The organism is Treponema sp. OMZ 906, from assembly GCF_024181185.1.
GTDB lineage: Bacteria > Spirochaetota > Spirochaetia > Treponematales > Treponemataceae > Treponema.
In genome coordinates this window covers 2,729,686-2,751,441 of sequence record NZ_CP051196.1, presented here as the reverse complement: position 1 = coordinate 2,751,441, position 21,756 = coordinate 2,729,686, and the positions used below count along the sequence as shown (strand labels likewise).

Annotated in this window: 19 protein-coding genes; 7 read left to right on the top strand and 12 right to left on the bottom strand. The window is 44.7% G+C overall.

Going from position 1 to position 21,756, the window contains the following annotated elements:
• Positions 1 to 75: 75 nt before the first annotated feature.
• Positions 76 to 831: a glycerophosphodiester phosphodiesterase gene (locus tag E4N69_RS12390; RefSeq protein WP_253824023.1), complete on the top strand. Its 756-nt coding sequence runs from the start codon at positions 76 to 78 to the stop codon at positions 829 to 831.
• On the opposite strand, the gene E4N69_RS12385 is transcribed toward E4N69_RS12390, so the two are convergent.
• From E4N69_RS12385 to gltX, 3 genes are all read right to left on the bottom strand, one after another.
• Positions 791 to 1,813, bottom strand: a complete 1,023-nt coding sequence (locus E4N69_RS12385) for a CDP-alcohol phosphatidyltransferase family protein (RefSeq protein WP_253824022.1) — start codon at positions 1,811 to 1,813, stop codon at positions 791 to 793. The two genes, E4N69_RS12390 and E4N69_RS12385, sit on opposite strands and share 41 nt — an antisense overlap.
• A 90-nt stretch (positions 1,814 to 1,903) precedes the next feature.
• Positions 1,904 to 3,256 (bottom strand): glycine--tRNA ligase, encoded by a 1,353-nt coding sequence (locus E4N69_RS12380; protein WP_253824021.1) that lies wholly within the window; start codon positions 3,254 to 3,256, stop codon positions 1,904 to 1,906.
• Between the two features lie 68 nt (positions 3,257 to 3,324).
• Entirely contained in the window at positions 3,325 to 4,857 is a 1,533-nt protein-coding gene (gene gltX / locus E4N69_RS12375) for a glutamate--tRNA ligase (protein WP_253824020.1), read from the bottom strand.
• Between the two features lie 209 nt (positions 4,858 to 5,066).
• Here gltX and E4N69_RS12370 point away from each other — a divergent pair, with 209 nt between their 5' ends.
• Positions 5,067 to 7,196: a methyl-accepting chemotaxis protein gene (locus tag E4N69_RS12370; RefSeq protein WP_253824019.1), complete on the top strand. Its 2,130-nt coding sequence runs from the start codon at positions 5,067 to 5,069 to the stop codon at positions 7,194 to 7,196.
• Positions 7,197 to 7,198: 2 nt separating this feature from the next.
• On the opposite strand, the gene E4N69_RS12365 is transcribed toward E4N69_RS12370, so the two are convergent.
• The 6 genes from E4N69_RS12365 to E4N69_RS12340 form a co-directional block, all read right to left on the bottom strand.
• A complete protein-coding gene (locus E4N69_RS12365) occupies positions 7,199 to 8,422 on the bottom strand; it encodes an ABC transporter permease (protein WP_253824018.1) in 1,224 nt (407 codons plus the stop codon).
• Positions 8,423 to 8,529: 107 nt separating this feature from the next.
• On the bottom strand, positions 8,530 to 9,753 hold the full coding sequence (locus E4N69_RS12360; RefSeq protein ID WP_253714661.1) for an ABC transporter permease: 1,224 nt from the start codon (positions 9,751 to 9,753) through the stop codon (positions 8,530 to 8,532).
• A complete protein-coding gene (locus E4N69_RS12355; RefSeq protein ID WP_253824903.1) occupies positions 9,746 to 10,495 on the bottom strand; it encodes an ABC transporter ATP-binding protein in 750 nt (249 codons plus the stop codon). Before E4N69_RS12355 ends, E4N69_RS12360 begins: the two co-directional genes overlap by 8 nt.
• 22 nt (positions 10,496 to 10,517) lie before the next feature.
• The gene (locus tag E4N69_RS12350) at positions 10,518 to 11,516 is read right to left on the bottom strand and encodes an efflux RND transporter periplasmic adaptor subunit (RefSeq protein ID WP_162664628.1); all 999 of its coding nucleotides are present in this window, start codon (positions 11,514 to 11,516) and stop codon (positions 10,518 to 10,520) included.
• Between the two features lie 25 nt (positions 11,517 to 11,541).
• Positions 11,542 to 12,990, bottom strand: a complete 1,449-nt coding sequence (locus E4N69_RS12345) for a TolC family protein (protein WP_253824017.1) — start codon at positions 12,988 to 12,990, stop codon at positions 11,542 to 11,544.
• A gap of 67 nt (positions 12,991 to 13,057) precedes the next feature.
• Complete coding sequence (locus E4N69_RS12340) at positions 13,058 to 13,495, bottom strand: GAF domain-containing protein (protein WP_253824016.1); 438 nt, start codon at positions 13,493 to 13,495, stop codon at positions 13,058 to 13,060.
• Positions 13,496 to 13,758: 263 nt separating this feature from the next.
• On the opposite strand from E4N69_RS12340, the gene E4N69_RS12335 reads away from it, so the two are divergent.
• Positions 13,759 to 14,343 (top strand): DUF3793 family protein, encoded by a 585-nt coding sequence (locus tag E4N69_RS12335; RefSeq protein WP_253824015.1) that lies wholly within the window; start codon positions 13,759 to 13,761, stop codon positions 14,341 to 14,343.
• Between the two features lie 51 nt (positions 14,344 to 14,394).
• Complete coding sequence (locus tag E4N69_RS12330; protein WP_162664624.1) at positions 14,395 to 14,820, top strand: flavodoxin; 426 nt, start codon at positions 14,395 to 14,397, stop codon at positions 14,818 to 14,820.
• Positions 14,821 to 14,872: 52 nt separating this feature from the next.
• Here E4N69_RS12330 and E4N69_RS12325 read toward each other — a convergent pair whose 3' ends face one another.
• Positions 14,873 to 16,042 carry a type III PLP-dependent enzyme gene (locus E4N69_RS12325; protein ID WP_162664623.1) on the bottom strand — a complete coding sequence of 390 codons (1,170 nt, stop codon included), beginning with the start codon at positions 16,040 to 16,042 and terminating at the stop codon, positions 14,873 to 14,875.
• A gap of 504 nt (positions 16,043 to 16,546) precedes the next feature.
• On the opposite strand from E4N69_RS12325, the gene E4N69_RS12320 reads away from it, so the two are divergent.
• Entirely contained in the window at positions 16,547 to 16,990 is a 444-nt protein-coding gene (locus tag E4N69_RS12320; RefSeq protein ID WP_162664622.1) for an Hsp20/alpha crystallin family protein, read from the top strand.
• A gap of 328 nt (positions 16,991 to 17,318) precedes the next feature.
• Positions 17,319 to 17,789, top strand: a complete 471-nt coding sequence (locus E4N69_RS12315) for a hypothetical protein (RefSeq protein ID WP_253714656.1) — start codon at positions 17,319 to 17,321, stop codon at positions 17,787 to 17,789.
• A 134-nt stretch (positions 17,790 to 17,923) separates the two neighbouring features.
• Here the strand turns inward: E4N69_RS12315 and dinB are convergent, their stop codons facing one another.
• Positions 17,924 to 19,090: a DNA polymerase IV gene (dinB, locus tag E4N69_RS12310; protein WP_253824902.1), complete on the bottom strand. Its 1,167-nt coding sequence runs from the start codon at positions 19,088 to 19,090 to the stop codon at positions 17,924 to 17,926.
• Between the two features lie 318 nt (positions 19,091 to 19,408).
• Between dinB and ychF the strand changes: the two genes are divergently transcribed.
• Complete coding sequence (ychF, locus tag E4N69_RS12305) at positions 19,409 to 20,515, top strand: redox-regulated ATPase YchF (protein WP_162664620.1); 1,107 nt, start codon at positions 19,409 to 19,411, stop codon at positions 20,513 to 20,515.
• Positions 20,516 to 20,560: 45 nt separating this feature from the next.
• Here ychF and E4N69_RS12300 read toward each other — a convergent pair whose 3' ends face one another.
• Complete coding sequence (locus tag E4N69_RS12300) at positions 20,561 to 21,616, bottom strand: lipoprotein TP_1001-related protein (RefSeq protein ID WP_253824014.1); 1,056 nt, start codon at positions 21,614 to 21,616, stop codon at positions 20,561 to 20,563.
• Positions 21,617 to 21,756: the final 140 nt, after the last annotated feature.

The window sequence follows — 21,756 nt, the reverse complement described above, 5'->3', positions numbered from 1 at the left end:
AAAAATAGAACAACCTATAGTCATGCTCACCTTAAAAAGTGTACATCATTGCCCCCTCTGTGCTATAATCCCGTTATGATGGAAAAAACAATGCTTAATATTGCGCACAGGGGATTCCGCAGCCGGTACCCTGAAAACACCATGCTTGCCTTTCGGAAAGCGGTGGAAGCCGGCTGTGACGGGATAGAGTTTGATGTGCATCTTTCAAAAGATGGTGAAGCGGTTATTATTCACGATGAAGCAGTTGACCGCACGACTGACGGTACGGGATTAGTCGGACAAAAAACATACCATGAGTTAAAAGCGCTGAATGCCGCAAAGCCGCATCCTGAAACGATAGATTTTGCTCCGATCCCTTCATTGCGAGAATATTTTGAATATATTGCGGAACAGCCACACATCATTTCGAATATCGAATTAAAGACAGGTGTCTTTGTCTATGAAGGAATTGAAGAAGTTGTATATCAGCTGATGAAGGAGTACAAACTGATTAATCGCTGTATTGTGTCGTCTTTTAATCACGAAAGCGTACTGCGGATGAAGAAGATCGATTCGGCGGTAACGTGCGGATTATTGGTAGACAGTTGGCAAATTCATCCTGAGCAGTATGTGCGGAACCTCGGTATCGAATGTTATCACCCATCAGCTTATTGTGTAACGCCTGAACTGGTTGGGGCTTTGCACCGGGCTGGTATCCGCATCAATCCATGGTTCGGCAGCATTCAGTGCGATTACCGGCAGCTGATTGAAATGGGGGTAGACAGTCTTATTACTGACTACCCCGATCGGATTACCGCGTTGCTGAAAGATCTTCATCCGGCGGCGGATTAATCCAATACCAATACTGCCGGTTTATTCTGACAAACGAGATAAATTTTATCGCAACCCGCACTACCAAATATACAATTTGTATATGCTGAATAAGTGAAGTATAATTCGGGATCAAAAAGAATAATATGAATGAAAGAGGGATGATAACATCCGGCAAGCATTCTCGGCTATCAAGGTTGGTTGCTGCTAAAAGCGAAGAAAGGAAAAATACATTATAGAAACTTACCACACCCGTGATATATACTATATTCTTATTCCCAAAGAGATAGGCAGCTGTGTAGGTAACGGCGAACGATAGTATTAAATGTGCAATGAGGCGGGCAGAAATTGCGCGAGATCGGACAATTGAATGAATTGCGGAGATTGCTGTTCCCGTCATAATAGTAATAATCAGAGCTTCTCCACCTGTTATATTGAAAAGGAGAACTGTGTCTGCTGCCGCGTGGATCGACGGTATTGACATAAGCCACGATGTCAAACCGATTGCAATGATTCCTTCATTGGATCCGAGTTTTCCAAAGCACATTACCCGCCGCTTATAGCGTTCCCAGAAACTTCCGATTTGCCCGGCATATAGATTAAAGAAACCTATTGTAATGAGAGCCGGTTTTGTTACCTTGAAAGATATCATCAGAATACCCATTAAAAGACCGGTCACAAAACAGTCTAAAAAATGGTCAAAATATTCACCAAGCGGTGAACCGGTGCCTGTTTTTCGGGCTTGCTTTCCATCGGCACAATCGCCGGTCAGATAAATCAGTGCAAGTACTGGAATAAGCCACCAGTGCCCGTACCTTCCGACATAGTATCCATGTACTGCAACACAAAAAGCAGTAATAATACAAAGAAAGGATGAAAATGTAATAAAATTTGCCGGTACACGATAAGGTAAAATTGCTACCAAGGGATTAACGAAAAACTTATATAATATCGGCGACAGAATAGATTGATCTTCTGCACTATATGAATATTTTTTAGCCATAGAAAACTCCGCGTAAGAGAGTGTTGCTTCCCGTATAACACTCGTGCTGCTGGTTATGCTGTACGTCTGCATTATACGGGAAAATATTGCCTACGCTCTTGTATAATTTTTTATTTCTGTTCTAATTCGGTTTGCAAGTTCGGCACGGGGAATGCGCACCTGTTCCATAGAATCGCGGAAGCGTAAGGTAACGGTTCCGTCTTCTTTGCTGTCATAATCGACGGTAACGCAGAATGGAGTTCCCGCTTCATCTTGGCGGCGGTATCGTTTACCGATTGCTCCTGATTGGTCATAGTCGGTACAGAAGTCTTCACGTAATTCCGCTTGAATATCCTGTGCAAGCTCCGCAAGGCCGTCTTTTTTCATCAAAGGTAACACTGCTACGGTAATCGGCGCAATAACCGGATGGAAATGCAACACGGTTCGCCAATCGTCATCATTGCCTTTGTCGGCAACTTTTTGCTCTTCGTACGCATCGCAGAGGAACATTAAGAGGTTGCGGGTTAAACCGGCTGAGGTTTCGATGATGTACGGAATATACCGTTCGTTGCCGTTATCCTGATCAATATACTGCATATCCTTACCGGAATATTCGGTATGGCGGGTCAGGTCAAAATTGGTGCGGTTGTGTACGCCTTCAAGCTCTTTAAAGCCCATCGGGAATTCATATTCAATATCGTAGGCGTCTTTTGCATAGTGAGCAAGCTCATCCGGGCCATGCTGATGCCAGCGCAACTTATCCATGCGGACACCGTGTTTTTTGTAGAACGCCCACCGCTGTTCACGCCAGTAGTTGAACCATTCGTCGTCGGTACCGGGTTTTACAAAAAACTGCATTTCCATCTGCTCAAACTCGCAGGTACGGAAGATAAAGTTTTTCGTTACAATTTCGTTTCTGAATGCCTTACCGATCTGCGCAATACCGAAAGGGATTTTCATACGGTTGGCTTGCGCAACGTTTTTATAGTTCACGTAGATACCCTGTGCGGTTTCGGGGCGTAAGTAGATGAGGTTGCTGTTATCATCTGTCGGCCCGATATGGGTTTTAAACATTAAATTGAACTTTCGCACATCGGTAAGCTCGCCGCCGCAGTCGGGACATTCTTTTTTTGCTAACTTGTTCTGATCAATCTGGTCGGCACGGAAGCGTGCTTTACACTTCTTACAGTCAACCAGCGGATCGGTAAAGTTTTCCACATGTCCCGATGCTTCCCACACGCGCGGGTGCATCAAAATAGCTGCGTCGATACCGACAATTGAGTTGTGCAGCTGGGTCATTTCCTTCCACCATGCGCGGGCGATATTGTTTTTTAATTCAACACCGAGCGGACCGTAATCCCATGCCCCGTTCTGTCCTCCGTAAATTTCAGAAGACTGAAACACAAAGCCGCGCCTTTTGCATAGGCTGACGATTTTTTCCATTGAAATTGCGTGATCTTCCATACTGTAAACTCCTCGTTTGGTTATTAAAGGCATCTGCCGGAACTCGCGGTTAACGAGGCTGCGCCATATCAGCAGCCGAAGTTAAACCGTTCTTTCAAAGTTTTTTCGATGCGGGCAATAGAACGATCTATACCTAAGATCTGTATCGAACCGACTAGCGGCGGACTTACGCGGCTGCCGGTAATTGCCATACGCATCGGCATCATAAAGTCGCCCAATTTAACGCCCGTCGCTTCTGCTTCCGCGCGGAACACCTCGCTTGCAGCGTGTTCATCAAGGTTTGCAATTGAGGGTAATACGGTTTTTGCTTTCTCCAGCACAGCCCGCGTCTTTTCTGCATCCAACTTTTTGGGGATAATCTCTTCTGCAGGCGGAACTGCCGGCTCTTCGAAGAGGAAGCGCACCATTTGCGGGGCTTCCGTTAAAAAGTGGAGGCGTTCTTTAATCAACGGCATCACCTTCATCAGCATTGCCTTTTGTTCATCGGTAGGTTTAAGCAGCGCCTGGTCGGCAAAACGTAATCCGGCTGCTTCACGAGCTTTTTGATCCTGCTCACCGAAGATACCGGAGTTCGCAATAAACGGCCATGTTAACTCAAAGAGTTCTTCATCGGTTTTAAGCCGCATATACTGCCCGTTAAACCATTCCAACTTTTTATAGTCGAAAATCGCCGGAGCCTTGTTGATGTGTTCGGGATTAAAGCGTTCTCCCAGTTCTTTAAGAGAGAACATATCCCGCCCTTCCTCATAAGAGCAACCGAGCATCGCAACATAGTTGATAATCGCTTCTTTTAAATAGCCGTTGTTGCGGAATTCGTTACAGCTGGTCGCACCATGCCGTTTAGAAAGCTTATGCCCGTCATTCCCCATAACCATCGGCAAATGGCAAAAATCGGGATGTTCCCAGCCGAACGCTTTATACATAATAACATGCATCGGCGTTGAGGGTACCCATTCCTGCGCACGCATAACATGCGTAATCTTCATTAAGTGATCATCGACAACGTTCGCCAAATGATAGGTGGGGAAGCCGTCGCTTTTCAGCAAGATGGGATCGGGGTTGATGTCTTCGTTTTTCCACTCGATTGTACCGAGAAGGACATCGTGGAATACCGTTGTTCCTTCAAGCGGCACCTTGAGGCGGATAACATAGGGCTTTCCCGCTGCGATATTCGCATCGATTTCTTCCTGCGTTAAATTGCGGCAGTGCCGGTCATATCCCGGAGGCATTTTATTCATGGTTTGAATTTTTCTGATGCGTTCGAGCCGTTCTTCATCGCAAAAACAATAATAGGCATGACCGCTTTTGACGAGTTTATCCGCATACTCGCGGTATAATTCGGAACGTTGAGACTGAATATAGGGGGCATACGGACCGCCGCGGGGGCCGCCTTCATCCCAGTCAATTCCAAGCCAGTCAAGGGTATCGTAAAGATTTGTTTCATATTCGGCGGCATAGCGGGTTTGGTCGGTATCTTCTATACGCAAGATGAATTTTCCGCCGGTCGCGCGGGAAAAAAGATAATTAAATAACGCGGTACGTACTCCGCCAATGTGCTGAAATCCTGTCGGAGACGGGGCATAACGGCTTCGGGTTTCCATATTTTTCTCCTAATCACTTTTTAAGAAAATGATAGTTCACTATTATAGAAAGTTTTATCTTTTTGAGCAAGTGTATGGTTCTGCCAGCAACGTTGCCTGAGCAAGTTGACGGATTTGTTAACTATAGTATATAATATAAGGAATTATTCAGAGATCATATTAATAAATGTATTAGTTACCATTACCAATTAGCAATTGGAGACACCATAATGAAAAAAGCACTTTCAATTCGTTTTAGACTTTTACGTGCGATCACTATAACGATCATTTCGATTATCGGTTTTATTAGTGCAGTTGTCGGTTATGAACTTTACAAAAGAAATACTGCATTGTTTAACGAGTTTACCGCTCAGCAATTTTTCAACGTTGAGAAATCGATCAACCTCCTCATGCAAAAGGGTGAGAATGTTGTTACCATGCTTGCTTCGCATCCTGCTGTACGAGGAGCCGATGATACTATTTATAATTATACGATAGAAGCACAAAAATCGGGAAGAATATATACGCATACTGGAAAAACGGAACAGGAGCTTGTAACGTTGTTTAAAGCTATAGAGGAAAGCTTCTCCGAATTCCAAGATGTCTATATGGGGACTCGATGGGGAGGGATTGCAACTTCATGGTCTGGGGAAGACGAGCTAGGGTATGATCCTCGCCAAAGATCATGGTATAAACAAGCCGCCGAAGCAAATGGAGCTATAGTTATCACACCGGTATATATTGCTACAGATGGTACTCCTGTCGTAGCGGTCGCAAAGGCTATAAAAGACGGTAACGGTACATTATTAGGATGTGTCGGTGTTGATATTAATTTGTCTGATTTAACATCATTTATCAGCAGTGTCAAAATAGGGAATACGGGATACTGTATGCTCGTGCAAGATGACGGGATGATTTTAGCGGATGCAGCCCATAGTGCATTCATTTCTAAGAACCTAAGTGATGTCGATGCCGCTTTCGCGAAAATCACTCAAAAAAAGGAAGGTTCCGTTTTTATTACATTGGACGGAAAACAGAGAAAAGCTTATATCTTTCCGTTTCCCGAATTAAGATGGAAGCTTATTGTCATTGTGGAACAAAGGGAAATCCTTTCGTTGTTTTATGCGCTGGTCAGAATTATGATTCTCATCGGGCTGTTGATGTTTGTTATATATTTCACATTGGCGATTATCGCTGCCCGTGCACTAAAGCGGTATTTTGCGAGACTTGAATCTATGTTTGAAAAAATTGCGGCGGGAGATCTTACCGATCGCGTGGCGGTAAAACGTAATAACGAAATCGGGCGGCTTATGACAAATTTGAATATGGCGATAGAACATACCCACACTATGTTGACCGTTTTAAAAGAAGAAGCCGATAAAATGACGGCGATCGGTTCCGACTTATCAAGCAATATGGAAGAAACGGCTGCCGCGGTAAAACAAATAAGTAGCAATGCCGCAACGGTAAAGGAAAAAGCGTTAATGCAAGCAGCCGGTGTAACGGAAACAGCTGCAGCCGGTGAGCAGATTCAAGGAAAATTAAACCTGCTTGTTGAAGGGATTGCAAGGCAGTCGGAAAGTATTACGCAGTCTTCGGCGTTAATAACACGCACTGCGGAAAATATGCTTCGTATTAATAAAATACTTTCACAAAATGATGAATTGATTAAAACCGTATACGGTCAAATGAAAGCGGGAACAGACGGGGCACGGGCAGCAAATGAGTTTGTCAAGAAGATTGCGGAACGATCGGAAGCGCTGCTGGAAGCGAGTCAGGTCATTCAAAATATCGCCAGCCAAACAAATCTTTTGGCGATGAACGCCGCAATTGAAGCTGCCCATGCCGGAGAATCGGGCAAAGGATTTGCCGTCGTTGCCGACGAAATTAGAAAACTAGCCGAAGAATCCAATATGCAGGGAAAACAGATCGGCGCGGTTATAAAAGAATCAACCGAAATTATCGCGCAAGTTTCAGAGGCGGGTATACAAGCAGAGAAAACTTTTACCGATGTTTATGGACTTATCAGTAACATTTCGGAGAAAGAAGATTCGATTGTAGACCTTATGCGGGAACAGGAAGAAAACGGTACGCAAGTTTTATCGGCTATCGAGACTATCAATAAGGTGACGAAAGATGTAAGCACCGCTTCCATAGAAATGCTTGAAGGCGGTAAGCAAATTGCCGAAGAGATGCAAAAATTGGCGGAAATTACACGGGAAACAACCGACAGTATGACCGAAATAGCCTCCGGCGCAGAGCAAATAACCGATGCTGTAGAAGAGGTTGTTTCTATTACAGAGCAAAATAAAACCAGTATTGATCATCTTGCGCAAGAGGTGGGGAAGTTCCGGATATAGCCTTAATCCGCCAAGGCTTTAACCGGATCAAGCCGCGCGGCTTTAACTGCAGGGCGGAGACCGAAGAAAATACCGATGGTTATGGACACGGCAAATGCAATAACTGAACCGCTAATATTCGGGCTAAAGACCATCTTGAAGTTGTCAGACTTAAAAACCGTTTGTACCAAAAGCATGCTAAGCCCTCCGCCAAGCAGCATACCGAATATCCCGCCCGTCAAACTCAACGTCGCGGACTCAACTAAAAATTGATTGCGTATTACCGCTTCGCTTGCACCGAGTGCCTTGCGGATTCCGATTTCCTTTTTTCGTTCCGTTACGGTAACCAGCATAATATTCATAATGTTAACGCCGCCGACCAGAAGCGACATAACCGCAATCACGGTAAGCACCACGCTGATAAGAGCGATTTGCGAATTGATTTGATTCAGTATATCTTTTTCCGAAAACGTCCATAAGGTGTTTTCAGCTTTTGCAAACGAATCGGAAAACGCCTTTATCTGCGCCGTTGCTTTGTCAATATATGCCGGATCGTAAATCTGCACCGAAGCGAGATCGGAATCATTTTTACCGATACCCATATCCTCTGTAACAAATGAACGTGGCACCATAAAAGAACCGATACTGGAAAACCGATTGCGCGGCTTTACAACACCGCATACCTCAAACGAAAATGGAATAAACTGGCGCCCCTGATTATACGGAACGGTAAGCGTAACTCTTTTCCCGATAGCGTTTCCTTCGGGGAATAGCACCTTTGCTTCATCTTCAACCAGAATAATTTTATGCCGGCGATTTGCAAAATCATCAAGACTAAAGCTTTTCCCATAAGACCATTCGTACCCGTTTGCTTCAAGCGCACCGTATTCAATACCGACTATCCGCTGATTTTTCAGATAAAACGAATTATGTGAAACCGTTGCGTTGAAAAGGCCTGAATAAAATACGTCTTTTACGAGCGGTACATTTTTCTCTAATGCGTTACGGTATTTTTCAGTCAGCTTGATATGATACTTTTGTTTATCAAAATCCCAGCGAGGCTCAATTTGAATCATATTCATCGTATCAAGATTGAATAACTTCGCCATGCTTACCTTCATAGAGCTTCCGATATTGCTGATAACCGTCACAACGGTAACGCCGATTGCAATACCTAAAAGAGATAGTATCGTCCGCAATTTTTTACTGCGGAAATTGCCGAACGCATTGATAAAATCTTCCAACATAATTATTCCTTAATCAGTACCGACATGGATGTCGGTGATATACAGCAGTAACCTGTTTTGCATAAGCGCAAAACAGGACGTAAACACGGTACATGGAAGTACCGTGTTTACGTTTCTTCCAGCGCCTTGACGGGGTCGAGTTTGCCGGCCTGCCATGCAGGGTACAGCCCGAAGAAAATACCTGCTCCTGCGGAAATTAAAAACGCCAGCAACGCTCCCCGCATATTGAACGATAATACAACGTCACTTCCGTCTGAAAACTGAGATAAAATCGGCGTAACGGCAACAAGGCTGATTAAAAAACCTGCTGCAAGACCGATGCCTCCGCCGACAATGCTGATGGCTGCCGATTCCGTCAAGAACTGCGAAAGGATTGCTCCCGTCGTAGCGCCGATTGCTTTACGGATGCCGATTTCCTGCCGCCGCTCCGCAACCGTTACGAGCATGATATTCATAATACCGACACCGCCTATCAACAGTGAAAGCCCTGCAATACCGGACAGCACGGCGGCAATCATCGCAAGACTGCTCTGAACCTGTTTTTGCATCGACTGCGCCGACCATATCCGTACCGTATTTTTACTGTTTGCATATTCGTCGGAGGCTGCTTTAATCGCCTCTTCAACAGCTTCGATATCCATTACGGTGTCGTACAATTCAACATCAACCGAGTCAGCTTCCTTTCGGCCGAACTGCAGCCTTATAAATGAATGCGGTATCAATACAAACCGCTGCATCTGCCCTACCGTCGTCTGTTTTGTTTTAAGCACGCCGATAACCGTACACGTAAAAAGGAGCGGCGCATCATTCCCATTGTCTACCGACAGCGTCAGCGTTTTACCTACGGCGCTTCCTTCCGGAAATAGGCCTTTGGCAATATCTTCCCCAATAATAACCTTCTGCGCACCGCTCATAAAATCCGAAGCGGTAAACCCTGTGCCGTATTCAAGATGCCATTTCTGTGCTTCCATGTACCCGTATTCTACACCGAAACATTCCTTCGTGCCGGCGTTCAGGCGGCCGCGCATGACCGCGGCATTAAACGAATCAAACCAAAAAACGCGTTTTATCTGCGGTATCTTTTTTTTCAGCATATCAGCATAGCGGTCGTTAAAAGTAATCGCAGAATTCCGCCACGACGAAGGCCACACGGCTACTATCGAACTGCTGAAATCCTTAAACACCAAAGCAACGCTTGCCTCCAGCGAACGGCTTAAATTCATCGTAATAACAACCGAGCATACACCAATCATAATCCCTAAAAGCGAAAGGAGCGTGCGCATCTTATTGTGCCGGAAGTTCTGCAATGCTGAAAGGATGTCTTCAAACATGGGCGCCGTCCGTAGTGTCCGATGTATACGTTCCCGTATTCGCCGCACGTGCTTCCATATCCGGTATGCCCGCCGTGTCGGAGATGATTTTTCCGTCTTTAAGGTGAATGGAGCGCGGCGCCATTGCACCGATGTCAGGATCATGGGTAACAATAATGACCGCCGTACCTTGCCGGTTTATGTCAAAAAAAAGATCGAGTACGGACTGACCCGTTTCGGAATCGAGCGCTCCGGTCGGCTCGTCGGCAAGAATCAGTTTAGGACGGGTTACAAGGGCGCGGGCAATGGCGACACGCTGTTTTTGTCCGCCCGACAGCTCGCTCGGACGGTGTTTGAGGCGGTTGCTTAAACCCACTTTGTCCAGCTCTTCGGCAGCAAGTTTCTTCCGTTCAGAGGCAGGCAGCCCCTGATACCGAAGCGGCAGCATCACGTTTTCGAGAATGGTAAGCGTGGGCAGAAGAAAATACTGCTGAAAGACAAACCCAATCGTTCTATTCCGCAAAAACGCCAAATCTTTTTCGCTCATTTCGGCAGTGTTTTCTCCGTCAACATAGATGGCGCCTGCCGTCGGGCGGTCAAGGCAGCCGATCATATTCATACACGTCGTTTTACCTGAACCGGATGGCCCCATAAGCGAAACAAAGCTCCCTTCCGGTATATCGAACGAGACGCTGCGCAAGGCATGTACTTCGTTTTCTCCCATAAAAAAGGTTTTTACCACTGAATCAAGGGAGACAATCATCCCTGTTTTCACTACACGTCTCCTAGAAATCTCTATCGTTGTTCAGTTTTGCTTGATTTTTCAACACATCGTTTTCTTGCACGCCGGAGAGAATCTTCACAAAGCCTTTAATATACGGTTCGACGGTTACTGCAATTTCCTGTGTGGTATTGCCAACAACTTTATCGACAAACGGCTTCCCTTCCACATAACGGATGGCGTCTTGCTCTACTATAAGCGCTTCGGAGTCGGCGCCCGTTACGATGATTCCATTAAAAGAATAACCGGGAAGAATTTTCTCCGGCGGATTATCCAGCCGGATCAGCGTATCGACAACCGTCCGCCCAAGGCTGGTTAGGCGTGCGATTGCCGGATAAGAAATAACCTCCGCCTGCACTTTAATATCCGGTTCGGCGGGAAATGTCATATCAACTTTTTGTCCGACTGCAAGGCGAGACGCATCGCTTTCGGCAATTTCGACCGTGGCTTTAAGAAAACTGCGGTCAATCAGTGTGCCGAAGGTATCTTTTGCCTTGGCGTATTGCCCCTGCGTAATTTTTAAGGCAGCAACGATGCCGTCAAATTTGGCATACACCTTACGGTCGGCGAGCTGTTTTTCCAAAAGCCGCTGTTCTTGCTCCATCAAGCTCAGCTTTTGCGAGGCTCCATTAATTTGCTCCCGTTTTATCGCAAAAGCATGTTCTGCAACAGCATAACTCTGTTTGTCGGTATCAAGCGCAAACAAGAGTGCGCCTTTTTTTACTCTGTCGCCTTCTTTTACCAGCACCTGTTCGATAAACCCCTCGCCGGGTGCCTCCAAAACCTGCGTTTGTGCCGCTTCGATATAACCGGACACCTCAATTTGATTGTGTTCGATTTCCTTTTTTACCGTCAAAGGTGGCAAATCACCTGTTTTTGTGCTTTTAGGCTTCATAAAAATATACCAGCTGCCTACCAACGCCGCTATGCATACAATAACAATAATTCTCGTTTTCTTCGATTTCCGCTGCCGTGCTGTCAGCGGCTGTTTATTGATACTCATCGTGTCCTCCAAATTAGTAGTTTAGTTACCGCTTTTCAAACAGCAGCGCCGTATCGATATTGAAAATCATAACGGCTGTTTTAGCCTTTGCATAGCGGACTTCCGCTTTTTTATACTCAAGTTCTGCTTGCAGGCTTTCCACCTTGCTGATAACACCGTTGCGGTACCATTGGGCATGGTCATCGGCGTTTTGCTTATAGATGCTTAATTCATCCGCTGTCGCCGTTTGCTGCCATATCATCTGCTCCTTCGCTGTTTTATTGGTATGGAGCTGTTTTTGATACTGTTCCTTTGCATCTTCAATTTTAAGCCGTTCAATCGCATCTTCAAGTTCGGCATTTTTTTTATCGAGTTTCCGATACTGAATTGAAAAAGGATTCCAACTAAACGAAAGTTTAAGCGCTGTACTTTTAGGATCCGCAAGCGGAACTTCAACACCGGTATACGCCTTTCCGCCGGGGAATTGCACACTCAATCCGCCTAAGACGGAATGCTCATTTTTTGCGGAGGCATTGCCGATTTTCGTATTACGCAATTTATAACCGGCATCTGCACCGATGGAAAACGGAGACAGTTCAATATCCCGTTTCGCTGCATTTTGCGTATGCTGTTGCTCCGCTTCAACAAGTTTTTTATAAGCAGCTTGAGGATACTGTTCAATATCCGCGGCCTTTTGTATGGGGATGGAATCCCATAGCGACGTTAAAAACATTTGAGGTTTTTCATCGGTTGTAAGACCGCAGCTTTCTGCAAAAACATGGTATGACGCCGAAAAGTTAAAATCCGCATTCTGATGTTCCCGTTTTGCACCCAGCAGCTCTAAATTGGCCGTACGCATTTTTGTAGAACTGTCGGCATAGCCTTGTGCCTTTGTTTGATTATATTGAATCTCAGCTTTTACTTCGCTCAGTTCTTTATCAAGGAGTGTTGTATAATCGTCCAAAAGCCGCTGGATATCCTGCAAAAACTGTTTTTCGGCAAGCGCCAAACCTTCTTCTTTTGCCCGCCGCGCTTGATCTGCCGCGGATTGCGCAAGGTTAAGCGTATATTTTTTCGCTTCTGCATTTTTGGAATAGATATCGGTAGACACAGAAACCTCGGCGCCGGTTTCTTGCCGCTGCCCTACTTTACTATACGGCACACTGAGTTTTATGCCCGTGTTATTGTACGAAGGTAATGCGATATTTGCATACGGTGCAGTTGTAACCCCTCGTTTGTCTGCATCGGTGTTAAGAACAAGCTGCGTATTGCCGCTGCCGACTTCCATTGTTACTAACGATTCGGTTTTTGCTTTTTCTGCTTTGTTGGCTGCAATATCCGCCTGCATTTGCAGCTGCCGGTAATTGCTGTCATGTTCAACACGGTACTGTAAGAGTTTTTGGTATACCGAATCTTGAGCCACCCCTGTTTCCGTTTGAGCAAAAAGAACAAAAGCCGCGGATAACCATACCGTTATACAAGCAATCTTTTTCATAAAGGTGAATTACTCCTTGCAGACTATTTTGAGCACGTAAAAAAACGAGACTCTTAGAAGTCCCCTTCTACAATTTTTGGGAAAATATCTCGGCGATAGCCTCGATAAAGTGCTTGTCGGTATCGGTAAAATGATCGTATTCGGGAGCATCGAGATCAATTACACCGAATAAAATACCGTTGTGAATAATCGGTACAACCAGTTCACTTTTACTTGCCGCATCGCAGGCAATGTGCCCGGGAAAAGCGTGTACATCGGGTACCATGATCGTTTTTCGACTGACCGCACAATGTCCGCAAACACCTTTTCCATAACCAATTCGATAGCAAGCAGGTCGGCCTTGAAATGGCCCCAGTACCAATTCATCACCTTTCATTTGATAAAAACCTGCCCAATTTAAGCCGGAAATATTTTCCATGATAAACGCGCTGGTATTTGCCATTACCGCAATAACATCGGTTTCGCTTTCGATTAATGCACGATATTGAGCTAATTTTTCTTTCATCTTTCGCTCCTACTTTTATCTTTAACTAAGATCAACAATCCGTTTTTAATGTTGCCCGTGGTGTTTCTTTAAACGTTATAATACTATTTATAATATAATATATTGTCAAGTATAATATTTAAGTATATAGGGCGAACACATCAGACGGATAAATATAAATCGCAAAATCAGGAGACTGTTAAAAAAACGGCCTGATGCATTTGCCCGAAAATTCCAGTTATTCGCAGTTGACATTTTTCAAGTTCTATGCTCATAATAGAAACATGTTACCGCACGCTTACGTTGAAGCAGCCCTTGCCCGTCATGCGGCTCCCTGTCTGGCAGGAATTAAACCGGCGAACCTTGTGTCGTTTCCAAGTACCGATATCCAATGGTGCGATACTTATAATGAAATGTTGAATGAGCAAGGGATATATTTTACGCCGCTTTGCGTATGCGAAAATCGCACCCAAGTATTAGTATATCGGAAGGATTTGCTTACTTGCCTTTGTTTTCAGCCTCAAGTGGCAGTGGCGCTACGATATTTCGGGTATCTGCCGGAATATGGGCTCGATGCAATTATCATGCGGTTAAAAGAGCGGATGTCTGATTTTATAGGAACACGGAGCAGAGAGCAAGAAAAAAGCTTTCCGCACGAGATCGGACTTTTTTTAGGGTATCCTGCCGACGATGTAATGCAGTATGTAAAAACGGGCGGACAAAATTGTCTGTTTTGCGGGTATTGGAAAGTATACAGCAATCCCGAACAGGCATTACAAGTATTCCATCAGTATACGGAATGTAAAGAGCGTTTTGCTTTACAGATAAAAAGCGGCATGACGATCTTTGAGATTGTTTGTGCCGCTTAATGACAGAATAATACTTCTATTATTCTCATCACACTTTATAAGGAGTTTGCTATGGCAAAAGTTGCAGTAGTATTTTGGAGCGGAACCGGTCATACCGAAAAAATGGCTCATTGTATTATGGATGGACTGAAAGCCGGCGGAGCACAGGCTGAATTATTCCCTGTTTCGCAGTTCAGTGCGGATAAATTGGATAGCTATGACAAAATCGCTTTTGGCTGCCCTGCGATGGGTTCTGAGGAACTTGAACCGGATGAATTTGAACCGTTCTTTGCTTCTATCGAAAATAAACTTTCAGGTCGCAAAATTGCACTGTTCGGTTCTTACGAATGGGCAGACGGTGAATGGATGCAGACATGGGTAGAACGCGCAAAGCGAGACGGAGCCGATGTGTTTGAAGAAGGCCTCATTGCCTATGACGATCCCGATGAAGAAGCACAGAAAAAGTGCAAGGAATTCGGCGAACGGTTCGCGAAATAACCGTAAGATACGGTAATGAACGGCACAAAGATGTTATCTTTGTGCCGTTTTTTTATTTTATAATATAGGTTTTAAGCGGTGGAAAGCCGTTAAATTCTACAGATGCATAAGTCGCCGTATACGCACCGGCGCTAAGAAAGTATACCCTATCGCCCGGTTTTAGATTGATCGGAAGCTGGTATTTATATTTTTCATACATAATATCCATGCTGTCGCAAGTTGGCCCAGCGAGAATAACCTCCCCGCGCTTGCTGCAATTAGAATCCTTCGAGGTAACGATAGGATATTTGATGCTCTCGTTCAGCGTTTCCACTAATCCGTTAAACACACCGGCGTCGACATAAACCCAGCGCTGCAAAGCGGTATTGTTTTTCCTTGAAACAGTAATAACCTCAGTAACGAGAACTCCTGCATCGCCCACCATAGATCTTCCCGGTTCAAGGATAATACGCGGCCGCTCATCGCCGAAATCGTCGTCAAGATAGCGGTTAATTTCACTTGCGTATTCCGAAAGTTCATTGGTCGGCACCACATACGGGGCAGGAAAACCGCCTCCCATATTGATCATCTTGAGCTCGATATCTTCTTCTTCTTCAAGAGAACTCATCAGATACTTTGTTTTTGCAATAGCATCGTCCCATTGTCCGATATCCCGTTGCTGACTGCCGACATGGAATGAAATCCCGTAAGGAATAAGGCCGAGTTCTTTCGCCAAAATGCAGAGATCATACGCCATATCGGGGTGGCAGCCGAACTTACGGGAAAGCGGCCAGTCGGCACTATTGGTGTTTTCAACCAAGATGCGGACATAGATATGCGATTGAGGAGCATATTTTGCAATATTTTTTAAATCTTCTTTACTGTCGGTAACGAACAGCCGGATACCTTTTTCATAAAAATAGGCAATGTCTTTTGCTTTTTTAATCGTATTCCCATAGCTGAGACGATCCGGAGTGATTCCCAAAGCGAGGATTTTATTAAGCTCGTAGCGTGAGGCGATATCGAAATTGGCTCCTAAATCGATTAGGAGCTTTAAAATTTCTTCATGGGGATTTGCTTTCACTGCATAGTAAATATCTGCGGGGGAAAATAACTTTTTTAATTCAAGGTAATTTTTTTTAATGCGATCCAAATTGATAACAACACAGGGAGTTTCGAGTTTTTCGGAAAATTGCACCAGCTTTTTCCAGTCGCTTTCACTCATATAATCGGTTACGTTCATGTCCGCCTCCGGATGCGTCTATGGGATATTCGTACAGCTTTTTTTTGCTGTAAAGAATATCACTGTAAACATATCGTTTTTATCTGTCAATAATTGAATAAAAGATAGTATAACCGATTTCCCGATTTTTAAATAGAAAAAATAGTAATAGTTATGATAAAAGCAAAATATGTTTCATAATGACACATATTTTGCTTTGTGTTGGAAAAATTGACTCAATATGGTATATAAAATGACACATCATACCGGTAAACGGGACGTAAACACCTTACACAGTCGGATTTTGCCATTGAAGCTATTTAAAAAACGCCGATAAACGCTCACTTTAAGTTATAAAAAAGCCGTATAAGCGGAATTATTCGGTCAAAACAGCCTTTTTTCATCCGATTCTCTTATTAGGTATATTGTATAACTTGGCACGCTTGTTGCTATATAATTACTGAAGTTGAAAAACTTCGAGGGTTTTCTAAAAACCCTAACTTGTAAGCCTTTTGGAGGAAAACTATGAACTCATTAAGCATTTTTAATCCCTTATTTGCGGACTCTGTTCTTGACTCATTAAATCACGACAGCCCTCATTTCGGCGTTTTCAGTCCGTTGGCAAATGCAAGCTATCCGACTGTTGATGTGCGCGAAACAAGCGGCGCCTATATTATGGATATCGATCTTCCCGGTTATACGGAGAAGGACGTTACCATTCACTTAAAAGAACGTGTTTTGACTGTTGCTTCCAACCACGAAGAAACAAAAGAGAAGGAAGAAAAACCGAATGGCGAACAATTCCTGATCCGCGAACGCACACAGCGGCACTTTGTCAGACGGTTTACGCTACCTGAGGATATTGATCAAGATAAGGTTGAAGCGTCCTTTAAAAACGGTGTGTTGACCGTCACCATACCGCGTAAGGAGCTTGCTCCCCGTCGGCAGATTGCCATAAAATCAAACTAAGGGGTTCCCGATCAATCGGAATTAAGATTGACCGAGGCATCGGAAACTAACTAAAAAGCTCTCTGTATAGTCATTATGCAGAGGGCTTTTTTTATGCAGCCTATGTGTGGGTACCGTTCAACATTGTATTAAGCTGCATTTTCGCATTACATGGTTCTTTTTTTATACATTTGATTAGACTTATTGTACAAAAAATATGGAAATTCTCAATATTATCCACCTCCCTAAAAAATCTCCTTATCTTTTCATAAACAGGAAACTGTGGTACATTTTTCCCCATGATAGAGGGCGGCGGAAATGTTGAAATCCTTTATAGGGGAGATTATATATGAAATTACTTAGAAATGCGAAACGAATCGCATTAGGATTCCTCGTAACTGCGTGTTTAGTTTGCCTCTTCTCTTGCCAGACAATGGGCAGTGCATCTAAAAAGGAACCTCATGCAGCTTCTGAAGACACACATAAGAATGCCAGGATATATCACGCTATGGCGGAAGGGGTAACAAAGCAATGCCCCATAGAGGTTGATGAAGCGACTACTCTAACAAAGCTTGAATACAAGGAAGATCAGCATGCACTTGCCTATACCTATCTCTTTTCTGGCGGTGTATATGAAGACATGGATAAACAGACTTGGGCAATAGTGGAGAAAACAGCCGAAGGTATGTTAAAGGAAAAGCTAAAAACAAATCAGATGATCTATCAAATAAGAAAAGATAAGGTTACATTGATTTACATCTATACAGATAAAAACGGTAAAGAGCTATTTTCTGTGATCATCCATCCCGGAGAATATTAACGAAAGTTTGATTCGTTATTGCTCGATGCGGTACTGCCATTATTCGTTTTGAACTGCCTGTCCCCATGTCCGATGTTATGGTATATGTGTTGCCGAGTGTGTGGAGGATTTAGAGAGAAAATAATACTATCTGTCTACTCCACCGGCGGGAGCAATCGTGCTTGCACAATTTTGACGTCTTTATTTTTCTTTGAAATATCCAAAACCGCCTCTTCAAGTTTACGCTTTTTTGCCGCCTTTTCGGAAGCAAAAAGCTCCAGTTGGTTGTTGTCGCTGCCGATGTCTACCCCAATCCCGATGAGCCGGACGGACAGCGCCGGATCGAATCGGGAAAAGAATAGCTTCTGAACCCGTCCGTATAAATCCGCAGAATCGTTAATCAATGCTCCGCTCTGCTGCGCCGAGACGGTGGTAAAATCTGCATACCGTATTTTAATATGCACAGTACGGCTTTGGATGCGTTCATCAAGGATACGGCACATCAGCTCCGCGCTCAGCAGGAACAGCACATCGGAGATTTCATCTCTTTCATGCAGATCGGTTTCAAATGTACGTTCCGTACTGATGGAATGGCTTTTGTGCTCTTCGTTAAAAACATGCGCCATATCTCCGCGAACTGCTTGATACAGAAACGTACCCGCAGCATTCCCGATAATCAGCTGCAAAACAGATTCCTGTTGCTTGAGAATCTCGGCAATAGTCGTCAGTCCGGATTCGGCAAGCCGCGTCCGTGTTTTACTGCCGATACCCCATACATCGCTTAAACGCAGCGACTGCATAAACTGAGCTTCTTCGCCCGGCGGCACAACCAATAAACCGTCCGGTTTCGATTGCCCCGAAGCGATCTTCGCAATGTATTTATTAGAAGCCGCCCCTACGGAAACCCGCAAACCTGTTTGCGCAAAGACAGAGTTCTTTAAAAGCCGGGCAGCCGTTGCAGTATCGCCGAATATTTTTTCCGTACCGCTCATGTCCAGAAACGCTTCATCGACGGACAGCTGCTGTATATCGGGACTGAAGTTTTTAAAAATCGTCATAATCTCTTTCGATTTTTCATAATATCGCTGCATTCGTGTTTTTATAAAGATACCATTCGGACACAGGGCTCGTGCGCGGGCCATCGGCATCGCGGAATGCACACCGAACTTTCGCGCCTCATACGAAGCCGTCGAGACAACACCTCGCTTACCAAGCCCGCCGACAATAACCGGCTTTCCGCGATATGCCGGATTGTCGAGCTGTTCTACTGAGGCAAAAAAAGCATCCAAATCAACATGAAAAAATACCGGATTATGAATCATCGTATATTCAGTATATTCAACTGATATCAATCTGCAAGACGATGGTTCCTTTGACTTTTCGGGCGCTTCGGTATACAATCCAATAAAAGAGAATTGGAACTGTTTCAGTTTAAGGATGGTTTATTTTAAGCGGTACAAATGGTATCGCTTAAAAACACGTCGAGTTTGCTTACACAAACGTCGATTATTGACGTATGCGCGTTGCGCGCACGAATTCAACAGTCTCCAAAATTGATATTTTGTTCGGCTGTTGAATTTTAAGGAAGGTTTAACTATCTTTCTATTTAATTGAACATGATTGATTAAAGGGGTTCTCCTATGGCTATAAACTGTGGTATTGTCGGGCTGCCGAATGTCGGTAAATCCACCATCTTTTCTGCATTGACCCGGGCACCGGCAGAGGCGGCAAACTATCCGTTCTGCACTATTAATCCCAATGTCGGTATCGTCGATCTCCCTGACGAACGGCTCACAAAACTGTCAAAATTTTTTGAACCGAAAAAGACTGTTCCGGCAACAGTTGAGTTTGTCGATATTGCAGGACTTGTAAAGGGTGCTTCAAAAGGCGAAGGACTCGGCAACCAGTTTCTTTCTCATATTCGCGAGGTAGGCGTTATCGCACATGTCGTACGCTGCTTTGACGATCCCGACATCGTTCACGTAAACAATAAAATTGATCCCGCATCGGATATCGAAACCATCAATATCGAGCTCGCGCTTGCCGATCTTGCATCGCTGGAAAAACGAGCAGAACGAGCGGAGAAAGCAACCCGTATGGGTAAAGATATGCAGAAAGAAGCGGCGATTGCGATGAGCGCTATTGCGAAAATCAAGCCGTTACTGCAGGACGGAAAGGGTGCACGTAATGCCGATCTAACAGATGAAGAGCAAGCTGTGATGTACGACACACATCTGATTACGATGAAGCCTCAACTGTATGTTTGCAATGTCGATGAAGACGGAATAAAAAATGGGAATGCTTACATCGAAACGGTTAAAAAAATCGCCGCACAAGAAGGAGCTGAAACCGTCGTTATCTGCGGAAAGTTTGAAGCAGAGCTTGCCGATATCGACGATGCAGAAGAACGAGCCGCCTTTTTGGAAGAGATCGGGCTCAAGGTTTCAGGCTTATCGGTTCTTGCCCATGCAGCATATCATTTAATCGGGCTGCGCACCTTCTTTACCGCCGGAAAAGACGAATGCCGCGCATGGACTATCCACGCAGGAGATACCGCCCCCAAAGCAGCCGGTGTTATCCACAGCGACTTTGAACGAGGCTTTATCAAGGCGGAAGTCTACAGTTTTGAAGACTTCTTGAAATACGGTTCGGAACAAAAAATCAAAGAAGCCGGCCGCTATCGCCAAGAAGGTAAGGAATACGTCGTTCAAGATGGGGATATTATGTTCTTCAAATTTAACGTATAACTCCTTTGTAAACAATTGTATTGAAGTTTCTATATCTTTGGTGCGTTAATACGGTTTCCCCATTGTAACCTTTTTTGAATCGCGGAGTGTCCAGCTTTCGGCTTTATTGACGCCGGACTTTGCATCGCGTACTAACGATTTTGAGGCGGTTATCGGCGCGATAACGGCTGACTTTAAGACAGCGCCGCCTCGCCATACGCCGCTTGCAACGGCTGCTTCCGCTGCTTGTACCAGTTCTTCATCGTTCCATGCAGGAGCTGCGCCTCGCTTGGCAAATTCTTTTTCGGTACAGTAGAGAATGGCATCTTGAATATCACCGTCAGTTCCGGTTTTTATCAGAATCACATTGGCGTTCCGTTTGGGAATGCTCGTATACGGTCCCCAAAAATCACGTGCAGCAGGGCATGATTGCGTTCCGCCTGAAATAATTTTAGCGGTAAGTTCATCGCGGATACCTTCTTCGACGGAACGCCAGTGGTATACGATGGTCTCTCCTGCGGAAACTTCTGCGGCGGGAAAGTGATAATGCGGGTTTTGCTTATCCCCGACATTCGTGATAGTGATACCGGAAAGGTTCCCGCTTTCCATTACGATGAACTCAATAAATTCGCTTTTCGGTTTACTGCTGTACAACGGGCGAATTTCGGTTATCCGCAGTTTTGCAGGGCGCGTATTGGCTCCCTCAAACGGCAGCGCAAAATCGAGAACGCTGTGCTTTGTATCCGATACGGAACCGCGCAGTACAAAAGGAGCGCCGATTCCGATCGGGGCTGTTGGAGTAAGCGCAAAGGCGGTGTAGGTATCTACCTTACCGGATTGTCCTTCGGAATCGGTAAAGCCGTCGGGGATATCCATAGGTTCGACACTGCACACCTGCGTTTCGCCCGTTTCGGGTATAAAAATTTCCGCCGAAAGAAATTCCGCCGTACCGGAAAAGAACATCTGCACGGCATTGTTTTCCATCCGTGCGGTTTTGACTATTTTGACAGGTTCGGCTTCTTCTCCGATAATCTCGGTAAAAATCGGCTGCTTGGAAAAACCTGCACACCCTGCTCCGCACAACGCGCAGATAATTGATACAAGAAAAAAGAGTTTTTTCATCGTTTAACCTCCTAGGTATCTGTAAACTAATCTTTATATGCGACACGCACAGCTTTTTGGCTAAGGATTTTGAGGAAAAGGGAAATATTTTTGAAAAAGTGTGAAAAATTTTCTTATAGGGTAAATTTATGGTATACTTT